The sequence below is a fragment of the Rahnella inusitata genome (assembly GCF_018288855.1).
GTDB lineage: Bacteria > Pseudomonadota > Gammaproteobacteria > Enterobacterales > Enterobacteriaceae > Rahnella > Rahnella inusitata.
The window spans coordinates 4,469,637-4,492,700 of record NZ_CP065024.1 but is presented as its reverse complement, the minus strand read 5'-3'; the positions used below and the strand labels follow the sequence as shown (position 1 = coordinate 4,492,700).

The 23,064-nt window shown below is 50.1% G+C and carries 18 protein-coding genes and 1 pseudogene; 16 read left to right on the top strand and 3 right to left on the bottom strand.

Translation table 11 applies throughout. From position 1 onward, the window contains the following. Nucleotides 1–71: 71 nt before the first annotated feature. Nucleotides 72–701: an inovirus Gp2 family protein gene (locus I2123_RS20945; protein WP_213051436.1), complete on the bottom strand. Its 630-nt coding sequence runs from the start codon at nucleotides 699–701 to the stop codon at nucleotides 72–74. Between the two features lie 1,557 nt (nucleotides 702–2,258). Here I2123_RS20945 and I2123_RS20940 point away from each other — a divergent pair. The 14 genes and pseudogenes from I2123_RS20940 to I2123_RS20875 all read left to right on the top strand — a co-directional run bounded on the left by I2123_RS20940 (nucleotide 2,259) and on the right by I2123_RS20875 (nucleotide 19,036). Beyond that, nucleotides 2,259–3,212, top strand: a complete 954-nt coding sequence (locus tag I2123_RS20940) for a transcriptional regulator (RefSeq protein ID WP_213051435.1) — start codon at nucleotides 2,259–2,261, stop codon at nucleotides 3,210–3,212. Between the two features lie 98 nt (nucleotides 3,213–3,310). After that, nucleotides 3,311–4,195, top strand: coding sequence for a GTPase family protein (locus I2123_RS20935; RefSeq protein WP_213051434.1), 885 nt, complete (start codon nucleotides 3,311–3,313; stop codon nucleotides 4,193–4,195). 457 nt (nucleotides 4,196–4,652) lie between these two features. After that, the gene (locus I2123_RS20930; RefSeq protein ID WP_213051433.1) at nucleotides 4,653–5,378 is read left to right on the top strand and encodes a helix-turn-helix transcriptional regulator; all 726 of its coding nucleotides are present in this window, start codon (nucleotides 4,653–4,655) and stop codon (nucleotides 5,376–5,378) included. Beyond that, the gene (locus I2123_RS20925) at nucleotides 5,378–5,644 is read left to right on the top strand and encodes a hypothetical protein (RefSeq protein WP_213051432.1); all 267 of its coding nucleotides are present in this window, start codon (nucleotides 5,378–5,380) and stop codon (nucleotides 5,642–5,644) included. The genes I2123_RS20930 and I2123_RS20925 overlap by 1 nt, the downstream gene beginning before the upstream one ends. A gap of 12 nt (nucleotides 5,645–5,656) precedes the next feature. Continuing rightward, nucleotides 5,657–5,968 (top strand): hypothetical protein, encoded by a 312-nt coding sequence (locus I2123_RS20920; RefSeq protein ID WP_213051431.1) that lies wholly within the window; start codon nucleotides 5,657–5,659, stop codon nucleotides 5,966–5,968. Nucleotides 5,969–6,045: 77 nt separating this feature from the next. Continuing rightward, nucleotides 6,046–6,978, top strand: a complete 933-nt coding sequence (locus tag I2123_RS20915) for an Ivy family c-type lysozyme inhibitor (RefSeq protein WP_213051430.1) — start codon at nucleotides 6,046–6,048, stop codon at nucleotides 6,976–6,978. A gap of 162 nt (nucleotides 6,979–7,140) precedes the next feature. Next, a complete protein-coding gene (locus I2123_RS20910; RefSeq protein WP_213051429.1) occupies nucleotides 7,141–7,959 on the top strand; it encodes a DUF932 domain-containing protein in 819 nt (272 codons plus the stop codon). A gap of 353 nt (nucleotides 7,960–8,312) precedes the next feature. Beyond that, nucleotides 8,313–8,765 carry an antirestriction protein gene (locus I2123_RS20905; RefSeq protein WP_213051428.1) on the top strand — a complete coding sequence of 151 codons (453 nt, stop codon included), beginning with the start codon at nucleotides 8,313–8,315 and terminating at the stop codon, nucleotides 8,763–8,765. A 104-nt stretch (nucleotides 8,766–8,869) separates the two neighbouring features. Continuing rightward, the gene (locus I2123_RS20900) at nucleotides 8,870–9,319 is read left to right on the top strand and encodes a JAB domain-containing protein (RefSeq protein WP_213051427.1); all 450 of its coding nucleotides are present in this window, start codon (nucleotides 8,870–8,872) and stop codon (nucleotides 9,317–9,319) included. A gap of 9 nt (nucleotides 9,320–9,328) precedes the next feature. Further along, nucleotides 9,329–9,535: a hypothetical protein gene (locus I2123_RS20895; RefSeq protein WP_213051426.1), complete on the top strand. Its 207-nt coding sequence runs from the start codon at nucleotides 9,329–9,331 to the stop codon at nucleotides 9,533–9,535. 55 nt (nucleotides 9,536–9,590) lie between these two features. Further along, nucleotides 9,591–9,959 carry a type IV toxin-antitoxin system YeeU family antitoxin gene (locus I2123_RS20890; RefSeq protein ID WP_213051425.1) on the top strand — a complete coding sequence of 123 codons (369 nt, stop codon included), beginning with the start codon at nucleotides 9,591–9,593 and terminating at the stop codon, nucleotides 9,957–9,959. Nucleotides 9,960–10,032: 73 nt separating this feature from the next. Next, the gene (locus I2123_RS20885) at nucleotides 10,033–10,353 is read left to right on the top strand and encodes a TA system toxin CbtA family protein (RefSeq protein ID WP_213051424.1); all 321 of its coding nucleotides are present in this window, start codon (nucleotides 10,033–10,035) and stop codon (nucleotides 10,351–10,353) included. A gap of 116 nt (nucleotides 10,354–10,469) precedes the next feature. After that, nucleotides 10,470–11,306: pseudogene (locus I2123_RS20880) on the top strand (DUF4942 domain-containing protein). 1,025 nt (nucleotides 11,307–12,331) lie between these two features. Further along, nucleotides 12,332–19,036 (top strand): Ig-like domain-containing protein, encoded by a 6,705-nt coding sequence (locus I2123_RS20875; protein ID WP_213051423.1) that lies wholly within the window; start codon nucleotides 12,332–12,334, stop codon nucleotides 19,034–19,036. Between the two features lie 381 nt (nucleotides 19,037–19,417). Here I2123_RS20875 and I2123_RS20870 read toward each other — a convergent pair whose 3' ends face one another. Beyond that, entirely contained in the window at nucleotides 19,418–19,750 is a 333-nt protein-coding gene (locus I2123_RS20870) for a hypothetical protein (protein WP_112168345.1), read from the bottom strand. Nucleotides 19,751–20,378: 628 nt separating this feature from the next. Between I2123_RS20870 and I2123_RS20865 the strand changes: the two genes are divergently transcribed. Then, nucleotides 20,379–21,515 carry a porin gene (locus tag I2123_RS20865; RefSeq protein ID WP_112168346.1) on the top strand — a complete coding sequence of 379 codons (1,137 nt, stop codon included), beginning with the start codon at nucleotides 20,379–20,381 and terminating at the stop codon, nucleotides 21,513–21,515. A gap of 68 nt (nucleotides 21,516–21,583) precedes the next feature. Here I2123_RS20865 and I2123_RS20860 read toward each other — a convergent pair whose 3' ends face one another. Continuing rightward, a complete protein-coding gene (locus I2123_RS20860) occupies nucleotides 21,584–21,811 on the bottom strand; it encodes a hypothetical protein (RefSeq protein WP_213051422.1) in 228 nt (75 codons plus the stop codon). A 444-nt stretch (nucleotides 21,812–22,255) separates the two neighbouring features. Here I2123_RS20860 and I2123_RS20855 point away from each other — a divergent pair, with 444 nt between their 5' ends. Next, complete coding sequence (locus I2123_RS20855) at nucleotides 22,256–23,014, top strand: HNH endonuclease (protein WP_213051421.1); 759 nt, start codon at nucleotides 22,256–22,258, stop codon at nucleotides 23,012–23,014. Nucleotides 23,015–23,064: the final 50 nt, after the last annotated feature.

Genomic DNA, 23,064 nt, shown 5'->3' with positions numbered 1-23,064 from the left:
ACCAGCCAACTCCGCTATACCAACCAGCGTTGCTGTAAAAAAAACCGCCCCTCGTGAGAGGAGGCTTGACATTAGTTTTGGCTACAGCCGAATAGCCGATACCCGTCCTCATGGTGCTTGCTTCTGACTTTCGCCATGTATTTCACCCGAAAAATCAAATCAAAATACGCAGACTCAAGATTGTCACTGTTTGCATCGAGCCAGTAACATGGGTTGGCCGGGAAATTCACCAGCGAGCGAGCTTTTGGATCAGCGGGTACCGCTAGCCGTAAAGCCCGATACCAGGCTGCCATGATCATCGTCGCCAGATTCGTCTCATCCGACTGATAGTTACCCGGAGACATGTAAGCGTCTTTATTGAGCAGCAGCAAAATATGGTAATGGGGTTTAACTCCAAACCAGTCAAACTCCCGAGCCCAGATATAGCGCAAGTCAGTCCAGTGAAATCGCTCTTCCGGCCTAACTTTTCGCAGCCATTGCGCAGTGAGTTGCGATCTCAGCGACGCCATAGCGCGGGTGATGACTTTGTTATCCATAGCAGCAAGCACCACGTCATCACATTCAGGAAAATGAAAATCCACCCGCAGGGCCAGGGTTCGGGTGTGCGCTGTCAACGCTTTCTGAATAGTCTCTTCCATCCGCACAACGTAATGCGACCACAGCGGCCCGTAGACTTCATCGATAATAATTTCTCTGTCCATTGCTCATCACTCAGGTTGTTAAACACATAGTGATGAAGTGCGCTGTAAAAAAGTACTTAGAAAAGCAGGACGTTTTCGTGTAGGTCACGCCGGTTCTCGAAACCACGCCCTCCATCAACTCAGCCCCAAATAGCGGTCTCACACCACGCTGAGTCCTTTAATCGCGCGGTATTGCCTAAACGCCATGTTTATGAATTATTGTTGGGATGGGTTCCACAGAAAACTAAAGTTACCGTAGGTAGCTTATCAACGTCTATTAACAGCTGGTACTGACCAGCAGAAAACCCTATAGCCTCGCGTTTACCAATGCGCATACTGAAACAATGAAATCTCACAGCTGCCTGTTTACCCTGGAACGATAAATGATGTTACACGCACACCGTATTACCGATAAAGCATTCCACATTCGCTTACCTAAAGGGTGACCAATTATACAACCAGGGCTAATTGCAATATATTTCTCTACACAGACTCCCCGAACCTGTAAATGACAAAATAAAACCACAGAGTATTTACCGCCCATGCCCTAGGTAGCCAATGCATCTATCCTATGCAAATTTACTCCTGAGTATATAGTTCACAGTGCGACATTTCGCTCTACGCCATTCACTCATTTCATTTAAGTCAATAGGTTCCACACCGTTACTTTACCTCCTGCAATTTTCAAATCTATGTAATCGCACTCATATACCACTAATACATTCAGCAGCACAAAGCAACCACGCACGTATAACAACGTGCATGAGGGAATTACAATATCAGCCGTATTTATATTACTAATGGTAGCATTACCAAAATGCATGTTTATTTTCTTTATGCAGCCATCAAAAGCATACGTGTGAGTTATCAGACATAAATAATACTGAGAATGCACATCAACACCTGTGTATTTAATCAATACACAGGCATTATTAATAATACACTATGACTAAAAAGATATATTACCAATCCGACAAGATAAACAAATAAAAAAAAGGGTGTGACGTAACATACTCCCTGTCCTGGTCTGTTCTACTGCAGTTATTTCAACAGCCAGAGACCGCTATGACTTACTCTAAAGTTAGGGTGCATTATCTATCAGTTTTGTACTCAACGCAGGATTCATCAGACCATCAAAACATTAACTGAAAGGTAACACTCTCAATAAATACCGTTTTTCAATTTACACATTTCCACCATGACTAAAGATACTCTTTCTCATGAACGGCACTGCGCCTTTCTCGAGCATCGACCAAGCACTTACACATCAGCGCCAGCTTTTTTAACGTTAACACACCTCATACATTTTCCCACGAATACGTTATGCAGCCCTCAGCTGTAACTGAAAAAACCGTCTAAAATGCCGCTATCTTCTGTCCTCACTGGTTTACCCTTCTTTTAGATAGCTATAAAATCATTATGTAAACTGTTTTTTACAGTCTTAATAGCAGGACATTATCAATTATCAACTGCAATTAATCATCTCTTCACCATTAATAAATCACTTAGTGATAGATGAAATCATGCCATTTTTAGCCTACGATGAGCTACCGTTAATGGACGCAAAAGGAAGATGGAATGCCTGAAGAGAATGTGAAGGTCAAAAGCAAAGACTGGCGCGTTTGTCGTTTTTATGCGCAATGTCTCGATAATAAGTACCCGGGGGAATTCCCAGCGTATGACCCTGGCAATGCCGATAACTGTCTGCGAAACGTCAATACGTTTCTGGACAATAAATACCAATTTGATTTTTTACATAATCAAGAAGTGAATAATCTTGAGATAATGGCGGGCTATGCTATTTTGCCAGAGGCAGCTTTTTCGTGGTTAAAAAACAATGAGCTCGCTGCATTCTTTGTGTGGGCCAAAATGTATATTGATACCGAGGACCATTCACACTTCCTCTCCACAGACCGGGACAACGGCAGGGTAAGAAAAACCACATTTCGAACAGAATCGCCCAGACTTAATACCTATCAATCCCTGCGCCTGGGCGATTCTCCTTCCACCCATCAGGAACGGATGCGAATAATAATAGAATACTTTGACGGTGCACACGCCCTGGTTCAGAAAGGGAGCAAAATGGCGCATCTGGAATTATTCAAGCAACAGTGGCTTGAGAATCACCACAGACCACCGCGGTTCAAATGGCTCAATCCTGATGATGAAGAGTTATGCCGCTGGTTTTGGTCCAGATTAAAAGAAAAACAACAGGCATCACAGGGAAAGACGGTTCCCGTAAGCCAATTTTTCATTCCCTCATCGGGACGTGATTATTATCTCGCTGCCCTGACGTCGTTTGATTTATGGCAAGCCCCCGAAGACAGTCGGGAGCTTTTCAAAGCACGCATTAATCACGCATGGCATCAGCAAAAGCAAAAAGAAAAGTATCGAGAAGATGACAAAAAAGCCATCAACACCTACATCAGGAAAGATGTAAAAGATATGCTCGATAAGCTGACCATGGAATATAATCTTAGAATGAGCGACATACTTGAAATGCTCATTACCGAAAAATATAAATCTTTGTAGACCTTACTCGTATTAAAAAAATCTCAGATAGATATTACCTCCATGAGAACGGCAGAAAATATCGCTGCCGTTTTGTTATTTCACTCACGGAGGTTAATGTGTCCGATAAAACCGAACAGGGTATTGACGCCCTGAAACAGCAGCTATCTCTTCTCCCCGAAGCCCTCTCCCGCACGATACTGGATCGCATCCGCAAGACCATCAATTACGAACCAGTGATTGGCATCATGGGTAAAACCGGTGCCGGTAAATCGTCACTATGCAACGCCCTCTTTCAGCAGCCCCTCAGCCCGGTCAGCGACGTGCAGGGGTGCACCCGCACACCGCTTCGTTTTACTCTCGATATGGGCGGACGCCGTATGACGCTGATTGATTTACCCGGTGTCGGTGAATCACTGGACTACGACCGGGAATATCTCCAGCTGTACAAGAACCAGCTACCGAAACTGGATCTCATTCTCTGGGTGATGAAGGCCGACGACCGCGCCTGCGCCACCGATGAAACCTTTCACCAATTTTTGCTTAAATGCGGTGTGTTGCCGGGCAGTATTGTTTTCGTCATCAACCAGGCCGACAAGGCAGAGCCCTCGCTGGAGTGGGACCGGGAAGTTTGTCAGCCCTCCCCCCGTCAGTTGCTGACGCTCACCGCCAGAAGCTCCGTTATCTCCCGCCAGTTCTCCACACCTTACCCGGTCCATGCCGTGTCGGCAAAAACCGGTTACCACCTCCCACGCCTGGTGGAAACGCTCATATTTGCCCTGCCACCGGAGGCCAGCAGTGGTGTATTTCGCCAGGTAAAGGAAGAGCACCGTACCAGGGATGCCGAAACCACCGCCAGAAAGGATTTTGGCGACCTGCTGGGGGAGCTCTTCAGTCGTATAGTGGAAGTAGTGCCGCTGCCTACGGTGGCGCGTAACGCCCTAAGCACGGTGCGTGACGGGATTGTTAATGCCGCGGCCACATTGTGGCATTGGTTTTTCTGAGTCCGGATAGAGATTAATGCCAATACTTGACAGGCCGATTCGCCTTCTGCTGCGCATTTTTGCCTGTTATATCCGCAGGCGGGCAATACGCTACATTCAATTTTACTGTTAACAATTTTGCTTGCGGGAGAAAGAGATCTGCACAGTCTGAAGCTCAGTCGTCATTCTGATTAATACTCTGCTCCGGTCACTCAAGAAAAGGGGTTATGAAACTCAATGATTCAGGTCCCCTCACTCAAACAGTTCATTTAGTGTGACTTTGCAGTGACAGGGTGTGACCACACCATGTTCGTTTTATGAACAAATAACATTAATTCCATTTTATTCAGCACGTTACCGACTGGAGAATATTTCATTTTTCCAGCCATTCGTCACGCCTGCCGGACATAACCTGTCCGGCCCATCCTGCATAATAACCTCATGAGTTATCTAACTATTTTTCACTTAGGGAGGACATATGCGCAACAGGGAACCCGCGCAACGACATGACAAACTCGCCGTCCGGCTGTCGGTCATTATCAGCCGACTTCTCACGGGTGAAACGCTTTCCCTGAAGGCGCTGTCGGACGAGTTTGGCGTTTCTGAACGAACCCTCCGCCGGGATTTTCATCAGCGGCTGATCCATCTCGATATTCTCGGAAATAACGGGATTTACCGATTGAGTGAAAACCCACTGCGCGATCACTCCCCTGGCGCATTTTCATTTATTCGTAACACTGGTATTGCACAGATCATCCCTTCGCAAAGCAGGCAGCTTATGCACCTGCTGATGGATGAATCCGGCACATCGCCCTGTTTGATCTGGCACTCCCCTCAACCGATGGGCACATCCTCAGACCGCTTTGTGCGGCTTGTCGAAGCCATTCATCACCACCGGACGATCAGCCTGCTCGTTAAGGGAATACGCCACGATCAGCTGGAGCCTTACCGGCTGATTTATCAGCATCAGCACTGGTACCTGGTCAGCAGCCAGCGTGGCGCTATCCATGTATTCAAGCTTGAAGAGGTCCTTTCTGTCTCTCTGACGGATCAGCACTTTCATCGACGAAATGAAATCGGTGCACTTATTACGGAAGAGGGCTTTATCAACGCGCTCCCGCATTTTCATTTTATCAGCAATGTCATTCACACCTTCCGGGAACAACACCCTGGACATCAATTAGGACCCAAAGGAGTCAAATAATGAAACCTATCGCAGGCCCTCTGCTACGCTTCACCCTCCTGCTGTCTGTCGTCGCCCTGAGCGGCTGCGGCGATAAAGATAAACGCGAGTTTATCCAGGGCTGCAAATCCGGCGGCGGTACCACCGCTCTCTGCGGATGTATCTGGGACAACCTCAAAACAAAATATTCCCATGGGGAGCTGCAAAGAATGAGCCAGCAGCCCGGTTATGTCCCCCCGGGCTTCATGGACAACACGCTGAGCGCCGCTCAGCAGTGCAGAAAATAAGGACATCCCTCTATGCCACTTATCATTAAATATTTCGCGATTGCCTTCGTCATCGCTCTCATTGTCGTGCTGTTTAACGTCTTCAGCGCTACAGGGGAAATCCGAAGCTTTGGGCAGGGAATGAGTTATCTGTTCTGGATGACCCTGGGGCCGGGGGGCGGTATGGCCATTGGCGCAGCTTTACGTCTCTGGCTGATGCCGGATGCGATTTATACCCGAGAAGGCGTGACGGGATTGCTAAAGGCCCGTCTTTTCTGGCTCGCCGGACCACAGTGCATTGGCTGGCTGGCCGGGCTGATAGCCGTCGGAAAACAACTAATGTGATCGCCCCGCGATTATTGTAGTACGGGTAACGAAGACCGAAAACAGGGCCCATTTGGCCCTTTTATTTAAGGAAAAAAATGAAGACACGATATTTTTCTGGCAACGTGAAATGGGGATGGCTGGCACTTTCCTTAGCCATTCTGGCAAACAGAGGTTATGCCGCAGACACCCTTAAAACAGCCGTCCAGGCCATGCGCTGTCAGCCAGCCGGTACTGAAAACGGCTTCAACGGCACCTGCCCTTATCCAACAGATCTCTATAATTCCGATCCACTTTACAAGAAGGACCTCACGGAGAGTTTGAAGGAGGTCGGGCTAGCGGGACTGTTAGGCGAAAATGCCACGCTGGCCGGTCCGGAAAGTCCGCTTGAGCCGGTGTCTGTAGCAGGAAAGACCTGGTTGCAGGGTAGCGTTTGTGAAACCGGCAACTGCGGCAACCATTATTTCAACTTTTTGTACGCCCCCGCCGAACATCTTGTCCGGGGATATTATTACGACGGTAAAGGCCATTGGGTGGGTAAGCCTGACGCAGAAGAAGTGAAAGTACTTAGTGGTAGTGAGCCCGATACGCAGGATGTTCAACCCGCAGCCGTGTCTCCTGACGCCCCGCCGCCCGATACCATCTGGGCATTTCCCGGTGAAGGCGGCCAAACGCTCTGGCAGGCCTGCGGCGGGCAAAGCAACAGCTGTTCAATTATCGCTAACACCAAATATTACGTCGCGGTCCTTAATCACAAATCGGCGCGCGGATGTGCATTTGGCGATTTCTATATCGCAGCGCGGGATACCGCATCCTGGCAGCAGTACGACACCGGCACCTGCAGCCCTGATGCCTATATCCAGAAAGGCACCATCAGCAGAGGCCAATACCTGTCGGTCGATATTAGCGTCAACGGCGTGCTGGTTAAGCAATATCCCATCGGGTACTGGTCAATGCAAAAGGAGTTCTCTGGCAGCAACCGTCCTTCATGGGATAAGGCTAAGGCCAACGCTAAAAAATCGCAGCAGTAAGGCCGCGTTCAGTTCCTGCGGATAATTCACTCCATTTTGCAGGACAGTAAGGTTATCACTGGCAACAGCAATAGCCCCATCAAAAAACATTCACTCTCAGGCCATGCCTCCTTCGGGACGCATGGCCTTTTCCTTTTATGTCGCTCCAGTAAGGATTTAATCATGAAATTAGCCAGCCGCTTTGGTCACATTAACCAGATACGCCGTGACCGCCCGTTAACCCGGGAAGAGATGATGCACCATGTCCCCAGCGTGTTCGGGGAAGACAAGCATGAATCACGCAGCCAGCACTATACCTACATCCCTACTATCACCCTGCTGGAGAACCTTCAGCGCGAAGGCTTTGAACCCTTTTTCGCCTGTCAGACCCGCGTACGCGACCCGGGCCGCCGCGAGCACACCAAGCACATGCTGCGCCTGCGCCGCGCCGGTCAGATTAACGGTCAGCAGGTGCCGGAAATCATCATTCTGAATTCGCACGGTGGCGAATCCAGTTTTCAGCTAATTCCTGGGATCTTTCGAAGCGTGTGCACTAACTCGCTCGTTTGCGGACAGTCGTTTGGTGAAATAAGGGTTCCGCACCGCGGCGATATCGTTGGAAAGGTGATTGAAGGGGCTTACGAAGTGCTCGGCGTCTTTGACCGGGTGGAGGAGAAGCGCGAGGCGATGCAGTCGCTGATACTCCCACCGCCCGCACAACACGCTCTGGCGAAAGCGGCGCTGACGTACCGGTTTGGCGAAGAGCACCAGCCGGTGACCGAGGCGCAAATACTGACCCCGCGTCGATATGAAGACCGGGAAGACGACCTGTGGTCAGTCTTCAATCGTTGCCAGGAGAATCTCAGTAAGGGCGGCCTGTCCGGGCATTCGGCGCTGGGCAAACGCAGCCGCACCCGTGCGGTCAACGGTATCGATGGCGACATCAAATTAAACCGTGCGCTGTGGGTCATGGCCGAAGAGTTGCAACAGGCCCTGATATGAGGCAGCGCCTGCCTGCACGTGCACGCCTGGCCGAGGTCTGGCCTGTACCCCTGGAAAACCACTCCGCCTGTCGTTCTGTTTCTGATGATGACCTATGCGCCTGGTGTACACATCTCTGTTACCGCCCCGGCGAACTCAGTCTGTGCCGGCAGGCTGTGGCTGACGGTATCTGGTCCTCACGATGCAATGCTGACGGCTATGCGCAATTCTGCCCGCAATTGCACCTGATCGTACCACCTGCTGATGTTACCCGCCGGTAATGCCGCTCTCCCGTAATTCCCCGAACCTTGTTTCTCGCCAGTGAGGCCCCCGTTCAACGGGTCTCTTTTATTACCTTTCAAAAGGAACAACCGATGAATAACGCCGTAAATCAGCACCTCTTTACAGATACTGAAAATACCGATGCCATCACCGCGACTCTGCTGCCCGATCACCTGCGCCCGAACTTCTGGCCGCAGCACTTTGGCACCGTTCCCCAATGGATGCTGCTCGAACCCAAAATCTTCACCTGGCTGGACCGCCTGTGCGCGGACTATCACGGCGACTTTTGGGATTTTTATACCTTACACAACGGCGGCGCGTTTATGGTCCTAGGCACGGAGCAGGACTATGCACTGTTTAACGAGCTTAACGGCAACGGGGCCACCGTCAGTCGTGAAGCCGCAGGCATTATCGCCTGCCTGATGACGTACAGCCACCACGCCTGCCTCACAGAGCACGACGACATGACCACGCATTTCTACCGGCTGCGGGAGTACGCCCTGCACCATCCCGAAAGCCGGGCCATCTTTACCCTGATTGACTGAGGTAAACGAAAGGGATCGGCTTGAATAACCACGACTTGAAGGCTCATCGCACAGGCTGCCATACCGAAAGCCTGACCCACAATTGTCAATCACAGGAATAAGACATGCAATATCAAACCCAACAGCGCGTTATCCAGATGGCGCTGACCCTGCTCGAAAAGCAAATGAAACAGAAATCAGTGGGGTTCAGTTCTACCATTGAAACAATGCAGTACCTGCGGCTTCAGTTGGAAGAGCTCGAACGTGAGGTATTTATGGTGCTGTATCTGGACAATCAGCACCGCCTTATCGCCAGCGAGACCACCTCAATGGGCACCATCAACGCCACCGCCGTTTACCCAAGGGAGATTATCAAAACAGCGCTCGGACATAACGCAGCGGCCGTAGTCGTCGCACATAACCATCCCTCGGGCGTGGCAGAGCCCAGCGACGATGACAGGAAGGTCACGAAGCGGCTCACTGAGGCGCTGTCGCTGGTTGATATCAAGGTACTGGACCACGTGATTATCGGTCACGGTGAATCGATATCGTTTGCCGAACGCGGCTGGCTGTGAGGGTTGGCGATGACAGATGCCCTGTCTGACAGTGAAAAAGTCCACGGTCGCCTCATTGCTGATGACGATCTCTGTGCCGAGTGCTATTACCTCATCCATTACCCTGGCCGTTTATCGCTGTGCAGTCGATTAATCGGCGAAGAGCGTTGGCCCTGCGCCATCAGTGCGGACAACGACACGCTTTACTGTGAACGTTTTACCGACTATCGGGGATAGCGATATTACCCGGACGACGAGCCTCCTTTCCTACAACCTCTCAAGGAATACTTACATGACGCTGCCACTCACCCTGGTCACCCAGCCGACTGTCGCCCCAGCGGGTCCGCAATGGGGGCTGGTGCACAATATCACCCCGTGCTTCGGTGCCCGCCTGGTACAGGAAGGCAATCGGCTGCATTTTCTGGCTGACCGGGCAAGCTTCAACGGTGTATTCAGCGCCGACGACGCCCTGCGGCTCGACCAGACATTTCCGCTGATAATGAAACAACTAGAACTGGCATTACTCTCCGGTGAGCTTGATCCCCGCCACCAGCGCAGTGTTACGTTGAACCATAATGGCCTGACTTGTGACGCTGATACCCTCGGGTCGCATGGCTACGTCTATATCATTATTTATCTAACACCTTCAGTGGCAGCATAAACCCCCCCATTTATCATTAGGTTACCTCAACGCCCTCACAGTCCTTTTCCTTTCAAATTACGAGATAATAACTATGCAAACGTTACCCGTATCCCTGGCGGGGGAGGCCCAGCATTGCCCGTCACCCGTGGTCTTCTGGAAACAACTTCTGACGTACCTGTTTGAGCGCCATTACGGCCTGATGCTTAATGACACCCCGTTCCACTATGAGTCAGTTATTCAGGAACATATCGAATCCGGCATTTCGTTGAAAGATGCCGTGAATTTTGTGGTCGAGCGCTATGGCCTGCTGCGCATTGATCGCAGTGGTTTTTCCTTTAATGAGCCGTCACCGTTCATTAATTTTACCGATATTCTTCGAGCCAGACGAGCAACCGGACTGATGAATACGTAAATTTTCCGAGCCTCCTTCCTGATTTTACACCCCAACTTTCTCTTATTTCTACTCGCCGCATAATGCGCCAGCCATTCCCGGCTGGCGTGTTTGCTTTTGTGCATGGAAAACTAATTATGCAGACAGAACCTGAAGTACTCACTGACCATACTGAACTCATCTGCTCGACCAATATCGAGCGGATCGTTTCCGGGCGTAACGCAGCGCTGGGACAGACTGAAGCCCTTATCTGCCAGCTTGAAGGCATCTCGGCAACCACCAGCAGTATTGGCGGTGGAATTGCAAGAGACTGAGCCATGCGACAAGACTTTCGCTGTGGCTGCTGGCTTATGGAGAAAGCAGAAACGGCAATGAAGGTGATTACCTGCAATCTTGATCGCGGTATATGGCGAGATTTGATGAAAAAATCGGGAATGCTCAGTTTGATGGACGCTCAGGCAAGGGACCAGTGGAACAAAAGCCTTGAGGGGGAGAATATTCCTGCCATCAGTGAAGCCAACATACTCAGTACCTTTGAGCAGTTGCATCAGAGCAAAGATGAGGTATTTGAGCGAGGAGTCATCAATGTTTTTAAAGGACTGTCCTGGGATTATAAAACCAATAGCCCCTGCAGCTTTGGAAAGAAAATCATCATCAACAATCTGGTGACTCACAATCGCTGGGGCTACAGTCTGAGTGGTGGCTGGCGGCGAGATCAGTTGGCCGATTTGGAAAGGATGCTATTTCTGCTGGACGGAAAATCCATTCCGGACAATCGTGGTGATATATCTACCCGGTTGATGGATCACATCAGTCTTCAGAAAGCATCACAACTCTATGAAGATGATTATTTCAATATTAGATATTTCCAGAAGGGTACCGGGCACTTGACGTCTAAGCGCCCAGAGCTAATCGACAAGATGAATGACATCATTGCGAAACACTACTCCGGAATGTTAGCGCAAAGCATCTAATCTAGGCATTTCTGAAATCTGTTTTTGTTCAAAAAAAGCACGTAAAATATCAAAACCACCAATTCACTAACTTATTGATTTTATGTTATTTTACGTCAAAATCAATTGAGTATATAAGTGAGTATACAAGGTCGTAGTGTTTCGATTTATTTACTTATAATTCAGATGGTTGAAATTGATTGGCGAGTCCGGCCTTCGCACCAACAGTATGTAAATAGACCTCAACTGAGGTCTTTTTTTATGCCTAAAATCCAGTCCCCGCAAGGCTTTGCCCCGCTTTTCAGTCAACATAAGTCAACCTGATTCAATCTACATCAACTTACTGATGTGGATACAATTGTGGGTATATCCCGCTTCGATAATGTTTGTACCCACACAGAACCTTTGAAAGGTTACTCAACATGGCTCTCAGTGATGTGAAGGTGCGTACAGCCAAGCCCGAAGCTAAAGCATATAAGCTTACCGATGGCGACGGCATGGGGTTATTAGATTGCGAGGTTTCTTTCTTAATATGATTAAATGTATATAAATAGTTATCTGGTTTTATTATTTCCAGCATGCGTCAGATCAACGCCTTTAATATAAAAGCTGAAAAATCGCTGATTAAATTCTTATAAGTGATTGTTTGCTTCAGCTTTTAATATTTAATTAAGATTTGCTTAATAATGCATTAAGTGGCTAGTTTTTCTTTGTTAATGTATTTTAATTCGACCCTGCGGAAATTACTTTTTTTTGGATTTATGTTATTTCGCGAGGCTTATTCCACTACATCCCTTTGAGCGAAAGATCTTATGCGAATTTCCAAATCAATATGCCTGTTGCAAATAGGCGTACAGTTCTTTTATTCCTCTTTGTGCGTCTACTCCTTTTCGTTTGAGGCCATAGCAAGCCCCACGTCTGAAAAGCCATCTGCACAACAGAAAGCGGTGTCGACCGGTGAACCGGCCTCCGCTTCCCCCTCTTCGGACATACAAAAAACAGATGTGGACGCTGATGTTGCTGGTATGGCTGCTCAGGCTGGCGACATGCTGCAGAACGATGACCTGAGTAGCACGATTGTCTCCGGAGCTACCGGGAAAGCGGCGCAAAGCGTGGAGGACTGGCTTAATCAGTTCGGTACGGCGCAGGTGAAAGTATCTACCGATAATAACTTCTCTTTAGAGGAAGCAGAGCTGGATCTTTTGTTACCTTTTTATGATGATAAAACGAATTTATTTTTCACCCAGCTTGGTTCGCGCCGGGTGGATGATCGTAATATTATTAATACAGGTCTGGGCTACCGCCATTTCTCTGATAAGTGGATGTGGGGGGCGAATACCTTTTATGACCGACAGATTTCAGAAAATCATCACCAGTGGCTGGGTATTGGCAGTGAATTAGGCTGGGATTATTTAAAAGTATCTGCCAATGGCTATTTACGTTTGAGTGAGTGGATGGCCTCTTCACGCTATGAAGATTATGACGAACGCGCGGCAAATGGTTTTGATATTCGCACCGAAGGTTATTTACCGGCCTGGCCGCAACTGGGTGCGAGCATTGTTTATGAACAATATTTTGGTAATAACGTCGATCTGTTTAATGACGATGATAACCGTCAGAAAGATCCTTATGCGGTCACTGTCGGTCTAAATTACACACCATTCCCTCTGATGACTGCGGGTATGAGCCAGAAGATGGGTAAAGGGGATACCCAGGATACTCAGGTAAATCTGTCCTTTAGCTACGCCCCTTCCGTCAGTCTGGATAAACAACTCGATCCTTCACAGGTGGCGGTGCGACGCTCACTGCTCGGAAGCCGTCAGGATTTAGTGAACCGTAATAACACCATTGTTCTTGATTATCGCAAGCAAGATCTGATTTCACTGGGTTTGCCGGATAAGATGCAGGGGACAGAAGGCGTCACGTTGCCTGTCCATGCGGTGGTGAACAGTAAATACGGTCTGGAACATATCGACTGGCAGGCAGCAGAACTGACTCAACACGGTGGGAAAATTACGCAGGATAAAAATTCTGGCCAGTACAGTATCACGTTACCGGCGTACCAGTATGGTGGGGAAAATAACCACTATATCGTGAGTGGTAAGGCTTACGATGCGAAAGGTAATGGTTCAAATATCAGTCAGATGAACGTCTATGTGACGGGTTATGATGCTTCCGTCTGGCAGGCTTCCACGACGGCAACGCCAACCACGCTCATTGCCGATGGCACCAGCACTTCGGTGGTCACGGTCAGGATTGCGGCGAATGGCCAGCAACCTGTCACGGGCGTCGCTAACCAACTGAGTGCAACCCTCAAACTCACCCCTTCAGCCACATCGGGCAGTGCACAGACCACCACCGCACCGGTCCAGAACGCCAAGATTTCAGGCTTTACCGAAAACGCTCCGGGCGTCTATACCAGCACCTTTACCAGCGGTAATGTGGCGGGAACAGCAGATGTTACCCCTGTCGCGAATGGCACCACGCAGCTGCCCGCCGCGCGTATTGTGCTGCAAAATGCAGACACCACACCGGTGCTCAGCACGCTGAGTGCTTCGAAAACCAGCGCACTGGCGAATGGCGTCGATGCCGTACAACTCACGGCAAAAGTGTTAACACCGGAAGGATTACCTGCTAAAGGCGTCAAGGTATCCTGGAGTGCAGACAATGCCAGTGCTCAGCTCTCATCGGCTCAAAGCGTCAGTGATGATAACGGGCTGGCCACTCTCAGTGTCAGCAGCATGAGCGTACTGAACACCACGGTTTCGGCACATCTCGAACAGGGCGAGTCACTAAAAAGTGATGTGCTGAGTTTTGGTGCTGACACGGCAACTGCGCAGGTCATGAGTCTCGGCGCAGACAAAATACAGGCGACTGCGAATAACACCGATAAAGTGACGCTGGTCGCGAATGTCGTCAATGCGCAAAACCAGCCGCTGACGGGGGCAAAAGTTGACTGGATGGTCGAACAAGGTTCGGCGACGTTAGGCGCAGAGCAAAGTACGACAGACGAGAAGGGCAACGCCCAGTTGACGATGACATCAGGCGTTGCGGGTGACGTCGTGGTCTCTGCACGTTCCGGTACGACGGAGGCTAAAAAAACGGAGGCGATAAACTTTGCCGCTGACAATGCCAGCATGGCTATCACCAGTCTGACGACGGATAAGGCCCAGGCCCTGGCGAATGGCACCGATGCTATTACTTATCGGGTTACGGTCACCGATGCGAATGGTAATAAAGTTCAAGGTGCTCCGGTGAGCTGGAGCAGTGACGTCCCGACGGCGAAACTGTCGGCCAGCAACGTCACCACGGATGCGCAGGGGGAGGCGAGTATTCAGGTCACCACGACGACCGCGAGCAATGTGATCGTCTCCGCTAAGTTAGCGGTGGGCTCTGCCAGCCCGGCACCTTCTGTCACCTTTACCGCAGATGCCAGCACGACGCAGCTTAGCGCCGTGACGGCAGACAAAACCCAGGCTCTGGCGAACGGCGCCGATCTGATTACGTTGAGCACCAAAGTGACCGACGCTCAGGGGAATATCTTAGCCAATACGGACGTGAACTGGAGCACGAACCCGGCAACCGGCACGCTGTCAGGCAGCAGTACCAAAACCAACGTGCAGGGTATTGCTACGGTGACGCTGGCCTCCAACAATGTCAGCGATTACGTCGTGACGGCTTCGGCAAACGGTGTGAGCGCGGAGTCCTCTTCTCTGGTCTTTGCCGCAGATGCCGCCACAGCGAAAATTTCTACGCTGACGGCGGATAAAACGACGGGAGTCGTGGCAGGTAAAGATAAGGTGACTCTCACCGCGATCGTCGTGGATGCGAATAACCATCCGGTGCAAGGGGCCACCGTCAACTGGAGCAGTGATAACAGCACAGGCCAGTTCACTTCGGCCTCCAGTGTCACGAATGCTGAGGGTGTGGCGACGACGCAGTTCAGTGGAACTCAGGTGCAAACCACGACGATTACTGCCGCCATGTCAGGCAGCAGCAAAACGCAGTCGATTGACCTTATTGCTGACGCCGCTACGGCAACGGTAAGCAACGTGGTTGCGAGTAAATCGCAGGCGCTGGCCAACGGCGCCGACACAGTGACCTGGACGGCAACGGTGAAAGATGCCAACCAGAACCCGCTCAATAATATGGCGGTCAACTGGAGCAGCGATAATGCCAGCCTGAAATTATCAGGCAGCAGCTCGCAGACCAACTCAGGCGGTGTGGCGACTATCACGGCAACCTCGGTGAAAACCGCCGATGCCATCATGACGGCAGCACTCACCACACCGGCAGGCAGCGCCAGTGCCAGCAAAGTGAGTTATATCGCAGATGCCAGCACGACGCAGCTTAGCGCCGTGACGGCAGACAAAACCCAGGCGCTGGCGAACGGTACCGATCTGATTACGTTGAGCACCAAAGTGACCGACGCTCAGGGGAATATCTTAGCCAATACGGACGTGAACTGGAGTACGAACCCGGCAACCGGCACGCTGTCAGGCAGCAGTACGAAAACCAACGCGCAGGGTATTGCCACGGTGACGCTGTCCTCCACCAGCGTCAGCGATTACGTCGTGACGGCTTCGACAAACGGTGTGAGCGCGAAGTCCTCTTCTCTGGTCTTTGCCGCAGATGCCGCGACAGCGAAGATTTCAACGCTGACGGCGGATAAAACGACGGGAGTCGTGGCAGGGAAAGATATTGTCACGTTGACCGCAACGTTACTGGATGCGAATAACCATCCGGTGCAAGGGGCCACCGTCAACTGGAGCAGTGATAACAGCACAGGCCAGTTCACTCCGGCTTCCAGTGTCACGAATGCTGAGGGGGTCGCTACTGCTAAGTTCAGCGAAACGAAAGCCGATCCGACGCTGATTACCGCAACCTCCGTCGGTGGGAGTAAAACACTGTCGATTGACGTTATTGCTAACGCCGCCACGGCAACGGTAAGCAACGTGGTTGCGAGTAAATCGCAGGCGCTGGCCAACGGTGCCGACACAGTGACCTGGACGGCAACGGTGAAAGATGCCAACCAGAACCCGGTCAATAATATGGCGGTCAAGTGGAGCAGCGATAATGCCAGCCTGACGTTATCAGGCAGCAGCTCGCAGACCAATACAGGCGGTGTGGCGACTATCACGGCAACCTCGGTGAAAACCGCCGATGCCATCATGACGGCAGCACTCACCACACCGGCAGGCAGCGCCAGTGCGAGCAAAGTGAGTTATATCGCGGATGCCAGCACGACGCAGCTTAGCGCCGTGACGGCAGACAAAACCCAGGCGCTGGCGAACGGTACCGATCTGATTACGTTGAGCACCAAAGTGACCGACGCTCAGGGGAATATCTTAGCCAATACGGACGTGAACTGGAGCACGAACCCGGCAACCGGCACGCTGTCAGGCAGCAGTACGAAAACCAACGAGCAGGGTATTGCCACGGTGACGCTGTCCTCCACCAATGTCAGCGATTACGTCGTGACGGCTTCGACAAACGGTGTGAGCGCGAAGTCCTCTTCTCTGGTCTTTGCCGCAGATGCCGCGACAGCGAAGATTTCTACGCTGACGGCGGATAAAACGACGGGAGTCGTGGCAGGTAAAGATACGGTGACGCTCACCGCGATCGTCGTGGATGCCGGTGATCATCCGGTACCGAATATGATGGTCACCTGGAGCAGCGATAACAATGACGGTACTTTCACTATGGTGTCTGGTTCGACAGATGCTGAGGGTGTGGCGACGGCTCAGTTCATTGCGACTAAGGTGCAGACGACAATCATTACGGTCAGGGCGGGCGATGACAGCAAAACGCAGTCGATTGACCTTATTGCTGACGCCGCTACGGCAACGGTAAGCAACGTGGTTGCGAGTAAATCGCAGGCGCTGGCCAACGGCGCCGACACAGTGACCTGGACGGCAACGGTGAAAGATGCCAACCAGAACCCGGTCAATAATATGGCGGTCAACTGGAGCAGCGATAATGCCAGCCTGAAATTATCAGGCAGCAGCTCGCAGACCAACTCAGGCGGTGTGGCTACTATCACGGCAACCTCGGTGAAAACCGCCGATGCCATCATGACGGCAGCACTCACCACACCGGCAGGCAGCGCCAGTGCCAGCAAAGTGAGTTATATCGCAGATGCCAGCACGACGCAGCTTAGCGCCGTGACGGCAGACAAAACCCAGGCGCTGGCGAACGGTACCGATCTGATTACGTTGAGCACCAAAGTGACCGACGCTCAGGGGAATATCTTAGCCAATACGGACGTGAACTGGAGCACGAACCCGGCAACCGGCACGCTGTCAGGCAGCAGTACGAAAACCAACGCGCAGGGTATTGCCACGGTGACGCTGTCCTCCACCAATGTCAGCGATTACGTCGTGACGGCTTCGGCAAACGGTGTGAGCGCGAAGTCCTCTTCTCTGGTCTTTGCCGCAGATGCCGCGACAGCGAAGATTTCTACGCTGACGGCGGATAAAACGACGGGAGTCGTGGCAGGGAAAGATATTGTCACGTTGACCGCAACGTTACTGGATGCGAATAACCATCCGGTGCAAGGGGCCACCGTCAACTGGAGCAGCGATAATGCCAGCGGCATTATCACGCCGGTGTCTGGAGTGACCAATGCCAGCGGGGTAGTCAGTGCAACTCTGACCTCAACACTTGCACAAAGTACAGTGGTGACAGCCAGTGCAGGAAGTAGCCAGAAAACGCTGCCGGTTGAGTTTATTGCTGATGCCAGCAGCGCTAAGGTGACGATTGTTGCAGATAAAACACAGGTTGTGGCGAACGGGACGGATGCGGTGACCTGGAGCGCAACGGTTCTGGATGCCAATAATAACCCGGTGAATGGCGCTAGCGTAGACTGGAGCCGTGATAATGCGAATGTGACACTGGCGGGCAGCACCAGCCAGACACAGGCAAACGGCACGGCCACCATGACCGGCACCTCGTTAAAAACGGGTACCGCTATTGCGACGGCCACCCTGACGGAGCAACAAAGTAGCGCGCAAGCCACGGCGGTGACGTACATCGCTGATGTGAGCACGGCGAAATTAAATCTGACGGTCGACCGCCCAAGTGTTTCTGCGGATGGTCAGGATTTTGCGACCTATAAAGCGACAGCGATGGATGCCAATGACAACCCGATCACCAATACCACGGTTAACTGGGCTACCACGTTGAATAAGTTAACAGCGAGCAGCAGTGTGACCGACAGCAGCGGCGTGGCGACGGTGGGTATTTCGGGGACCGCGGAGGGTAATGCAACGGTCACGGTGAGCCTTGGGGATGCCAGTCAAACTAACAGCGATGTGACCTTTGTCACAAAGGTTAATGTAGACTGGGTGATTGCCGGGTACTCAGGAAAATACTCTACTGACTATGTCAAGGGTCATCCTAACCTGGGGTTCATTGCCAACGCACCGACAACCGATCCGACTTCTATTAGTTCGGATGGCGATGGTGGAGTGTCCCCTTTGACCATACTAATGACCGATGAAAAAGGAAACGAGGTGACGGTTACTTTTGGCGGACAGCGTGAGACAGTGTGCTCTAAGGAAATATTTAACGCATCAAATAAATGTCAAAACTCGGATGATACTAGAGCTTATTTATCTTTTACAGTGGCCGATAACAAAGATTTGCCTGCTGGGGTATACCACGGGACGATCCACTTTTCTGCCAGGACATTTGATAGTAGCGTGGACATCTCTAAATATGAGGTTAATGTTCTCCTGACGGTGAAATAAGTAGTAATGCCTGAGAGGCGGGAGCGATCCCGCCTTTTTTTGTTAACTGAAAAACATGTACGGAAACTCTCGACCCTAACGGAATAGCGTTTCGCCCTATTTTATCCACCTGTAAGCTTTTTCAATACCTCCCCAGAAAAACCCCTTCACATCAAAAAATTGCTGAAAATCAGCACTGTGTCTGATGGTTATGGCTGCATGAATCCGTGCGCCTTATCATATTTAATAAGCGATTTATCCTGATCCAGCCACTTCACTATGGAGGTTGCGATTTCTACTTCGAAGTGGAAAGCAACTCGCCGAACGCGGTGCAAGAACATATGTTGACTTCTCATGTTCGGACGACGGCGTACAATCTGATGCAGGATCTTGCCTGGGGCATTAATACATCGGATAAGCCGTAATCTTCCTGGTTTTCGCCAGACCATTATTGGCTTTCTCACACAATTCAAACAGCGCAGGAATGAGGTGGGCTGATGCCTTCAGATACCCACTAACCTGCGCGATGCCCTCCGGCGGCAGCATCTCGCAGTTCTCCAGCCCTTCGCTCAGGCAGAGCAATCCCTGACACAGTCCTTCGGCGGATTCAGTGGCCAGCGCACCGAGATCGTAAAGTTGCGCTTCGGCGAAGTTGCCCAAATCCAGCTCGGCAATGAGTGAGCGGAATACGGTGATTGAGTTGGCGGTAAAAGCAGTGTTGTCGGTATCAGTCATGATGGTCATTCCATTGTCAGTGAGTTGAAATCCCATTTTCGGCAGGGATGTTGCCGCTGCGAAATGACTCTATCCCTGTTGATGCACCAAATAAATAACCTGTATGTATTTACAGTATTTTGTTGCGATAAATGGAAGGTATCTCGCAAAATTGGCGCAGCGGGCAGGGGAAATTCCTCATCAAAACCGAATTGGAGAATAATAAAATTAAAATGGTTAATAATTATCTCAGTAATCGAAATATTATTCTGATTAAGTCATGGTGCGGGGTCTGTTAAATTTTAACATGTAGCGTCTGTCACGTTATGTAATTATCACGGTGGCGTAATTTAATTATAGGTGCTATTTTACTGATGTAATTGTTATGAAATATGTCAATCATGCAAGCCTGATGGTTTGCAATTGACTTTATTATCACCACATCGTATTTTATTTATCCATAAATATACATTTTATTTCATTGTCTTACATATACAAATTAAATTGTTTGTTTATTGGTCTCTATATCACATTTTCTTATAGGGAACTTTCTGATTTATCACTTTGTCGTGCGAACTACCTATGTTAATTATTTATACGCGGCGTAAGACCGCACACACATCACATAAATAATAATGACAGGGTAATAATGAACAATTTTAAAGCGTCAATCTTAATTGGCGGCGTCGTGCTGTCGGCATTATCGGCGAGCGCGCAGGCCGAGATTACTGTTTTAGATAAAAACCCGCAGAGTAACTCTTTGCTGGCACCGTTAAGTTTACAGGTGGGCGGAAGTATCCGTCCTGAATGGATATTCAATAACGGTCCGGAGCCGGGCTATTATAAAAATGGTCATGATGGCGGCACCCGCTTCCGCTTCCGTGGCGATTATAAACTCACTGAAGACACCTCGATCATCGGTTACTACGAGCTGGGTGTGGACATGGCACACCTGCTGGGAATGGACAACCATTACGCAGAAGGTGCTCAGCGCGATACGCAACGTCAGTTATACGCCGGTATTAAAGATGACCGTTACGGGACATTAACCTACGGCCACCAGTACGGGATCTATTATTCAGTTGTCGGGATTAAAAGCGATGTCTGGGATAACGATGGTCACGCGGGCGGCACGGGCATTGGTATTAACGGCAACTACGACGGCGCCAATAAGCCCAAAAACAGTATTAAATATACCAATGATTTTGGTCCTGTGACGCTGTATGCCAACTACTTATTGCCTGAAGATGAAATTCAGGCGGGTGAGGATCAGCATTATCGCCGTAATAATGGCGGTGGTGTAGGTTTTGATTATAAACTCACCAAAGATTTAGTCTGGAGTGCGGCATACAGCCTGACGGACGCGACTGTCAAAGATAATCAATATAATGAAAAAGATTATCACCAGCAGCTGTCGGGGACGGCATTAACCTGGCAGCCTAATAACTGGTATATCGTCGGCACCGGAAGTTATTACAAAGATTTTGTGCCGAGCACACGTGAAAATCCTGTCGATCATTACTTCGCGGGCAGTGGTTATGGTGTAGAAGGGTTCGTCGGTTATACCTTTAATATCGATGCGCCGTTCCTGAAATCCGTTCAGCCATATGTCGCAGCGGACTCCCTGCAACTGAAAGGCGGGGAAGAGTATCACGCCAACCACGTTTATCTGGGCGCGGGTACCACCATCGGTTACGGATTGTCTGTTTACGTGGAGCGCACGCTGGCGCACTCATCAGATGACGAAGCCGACGCCACCTGGGTTACGGTGTTCTACGATTTCTAATCTCACACGCTTCGTGAGTCATTAAGCCAGCGCGTTTGCGCTGGCTTTTCTTCATTAGCTATGCGGCCTTAATGCGCCATTGCCTGTTCCTGCGCCATGAAAATCACTGTGCCATCATCATCGTCAATCGGCAGTTCCAGCGCCTGATTCAGCACTTCCAGCCGTTCACACAGAATATAGCTCAACAGATCTTTCGCCTGTGGATTCTCCAGCGTCACAATCGCATAAGACAGCGCACGGCAGTGATCCACGATCTCTTCCAGTTCCAGCGGGGTATTGTCGAAAAGGGTTGGCATTTTGAGTACTCCAGAAAATAGTGAGTTTGCTACCACTGGAGACGCTAACCTCGGGGTGGTAGCTCAAACAGCGTTAGCGTTACCGGTTTTCTGGATCCGGTGCTTCGTGAGAAGCCACTGTCTGAGCCACCATAATTTGGGTGAGAACAGACCGTACCACATTTCCTATTTCTTCATAGGGTTGTAGGTACCAGAAAATGACAGAACGCTAATTCTGACTGCGGATTTTGCCGCAGTGAGGAGAGTCTAATACGTGGGAATTTGTACAGTAAGTGGTTTTTTTAGGCAGTTTTCGTTCTTGCGAGATGTCTTGGAAATACATGTAAATGAGAAGAAATATCAAGAGTTGTAGTAGTAAGAAACATGAGGGTTTTGAGTTTACTTATCTAGCTGGCATAGTAACTGGAACCCCTAACATCTGATAAAACAACTGGATAAGCTTCTATGGCAGGCGTAAATCATTGGACACGTGACCAACTGCTGGTTGCGTTTACTCTTTATAGCCAAATCCCGTTTGGTAAGTTGCACTCCAAAAATCCCGACATTATTCATTATGCTAATCTCATTGGCCGGACACCTAGCGCTTTAGCCATGAAGCTAGTCAACCTGGCAAGTCTCGACCCGTTTATTATCGAGTCCGGACGGTCGGGACTGAAAGGAGCCTCAAACACTGACCGGATGTTGTGGCAAGAGATGAATCAAGACACGGAAATATTTGATTTTGAATGTTTACGTGCGATGGAGAAACTTGAGAGGCCCGCAAGAACCCTCCACGACAGTGGGCCGATAGACTTTAGTGGACGAGAAAGAACAACCATCATTAAAGCGCGAGTGGATCAGCAACTGTTTCGCAAGAATGTTCTTGCGGCCTATGAATATCGTTGTTGTCTCACTGAATTAGAAGAACCCGCATTGCTTGTTGCTAGTCATATTCGTCCATGGAGCGAGGCTGTGGAACACCGTCTAAATCCGAGTAATGGCTTATGCCTTTCAAGCCTGCATGACAAAGCTTTTGATCGCGGGTTAATTTCATTTAACGAACATCTTGAGATGATCGTCTCGCCGAAGCTTAAAAAACTCACAAGTAACATTGCGATCGAGAATTTCGAGAAATATGAAGGGAAAGCATTACGCCTTCCCATCAGTTACCCGCCGGATATGAGTCAATTGCAGTACCACAGGGAAAACATTTTTGTAGTTTGAATAACTCCAATCTCCGAAGGTGAAAACAGGCAGAAGAGTAAAGCGTCCGC

Coding starts and splice junctions, on each gene's coding strand:
- I2123_RS20945 (WP_213051436.1), bottom strand. CDS start 701: ATGGACAGAGAAATTATTATCGATGAAGTCTACGGGCCGCTGTGGTCG.
- I2123_RS20940 (WP_213051435.1), top strand. CDS start 2,259: ATGCCTGAAGAGAATGTGAAGGTCAAAAGCAAAGACTGGCGCGTTTGT.
- I2123_RS20930 (WP_213051433.1), top strand. CDS start 4,653: ATGCGCAACAGGGAACCCGCGCAACGACATGACAAACTCGCCGTCCGG.
- I2123_RS20925 (WP_213051432.1), top strand. CDS start 5,378: ATGAAACCTATCGCAGGCCCTCTGCTACGCTTCACCCTCCTGCTGTCT.
- I2123_RS20920 (WP_213051431.1), top strand. CDS start 5,657: ATGCCACTTATCATTAAATATTTCGCGATTGCCTTCGTCATCGCTCTC.
- I2123_RS20915 (WP_213051430.1), top strand. CDS start 6,046: ATGAAGACACGATATTTTTCTGGCAACGTGAAATGGGGATGGCTGGCA.
- I2123_RS20910 (WP_213051429.1), top strand. CDS start 7,141: ATGAAATTAGCCAGCCGCTTTGGTCACATTAACCAGATACGCCGTGAC.
- I2123_RS20905 (WP_213051428.1), top strand. CDS start 8,313: ATGAATAACGCCGTAAATCAGCACCTCTTTACAGATACTGAAAATACC.
- I2123_RS20900 (WP_213051427.1), top strand. CDS start 8,870: ATGCAATATCAAACCCAACAGCGCGTTATCCAGATGGCGCTGACCCTG.
- I2123_RS20895 (WP_213051426.1), top strand. CDS start 9,329: ATGACAGATGCCCTGTCTGACAGTGAAAAAGTCCACGGTCGCCTCATT.
- I2123_RS20890 (WP_213051425.1), top strand. CDS start 9,591: ATGACGCTGCCACTCACCCTGGTCACCCAGCCGACTGTCGCCCCAGCG.
- I2123_RS20885 (WP_213051424.1), top strand. CDS start 10,033: ATGCAAACGTTACCCGTATCCCTGGCGGGGGAGGCCCAGCATTGCCCG.
- I2123_RS20875 (WP_213051423.1), top strand. CDS start 12,332: ATGCTGCAGAACGATGACCTGAGTAGCACGATTGTCTCCGGAGCTACC.
- I2123_RS20870 (WP_112168345.1), bottom strand. CDS start 19,750: ATGACTGATACCGACAACACTGCTTTTACCGCCAACTCAATCACCGTA.
- I2123_RS20865 (WP_112168346.1), top strand. CDS start 20,379: ATGAACAATTTTAAAGCGTCAATCTTAATTGGCGGCGTCGTGCTGTCG.
- I2123_RS20860 (WP_213051422.1), bottom strand. CDS start 21,811: ATGCCAACCCTTTTCGACAATACCCCGCTGGAACTGGAAGAGATCGTG.
- I2123_RS20855 (WP_213051421.1), top strand. CDS start 22,256: ATGGCAGGCGTAAATCATTGGACACGTGACCAACTGCTGGTTGCGTTT.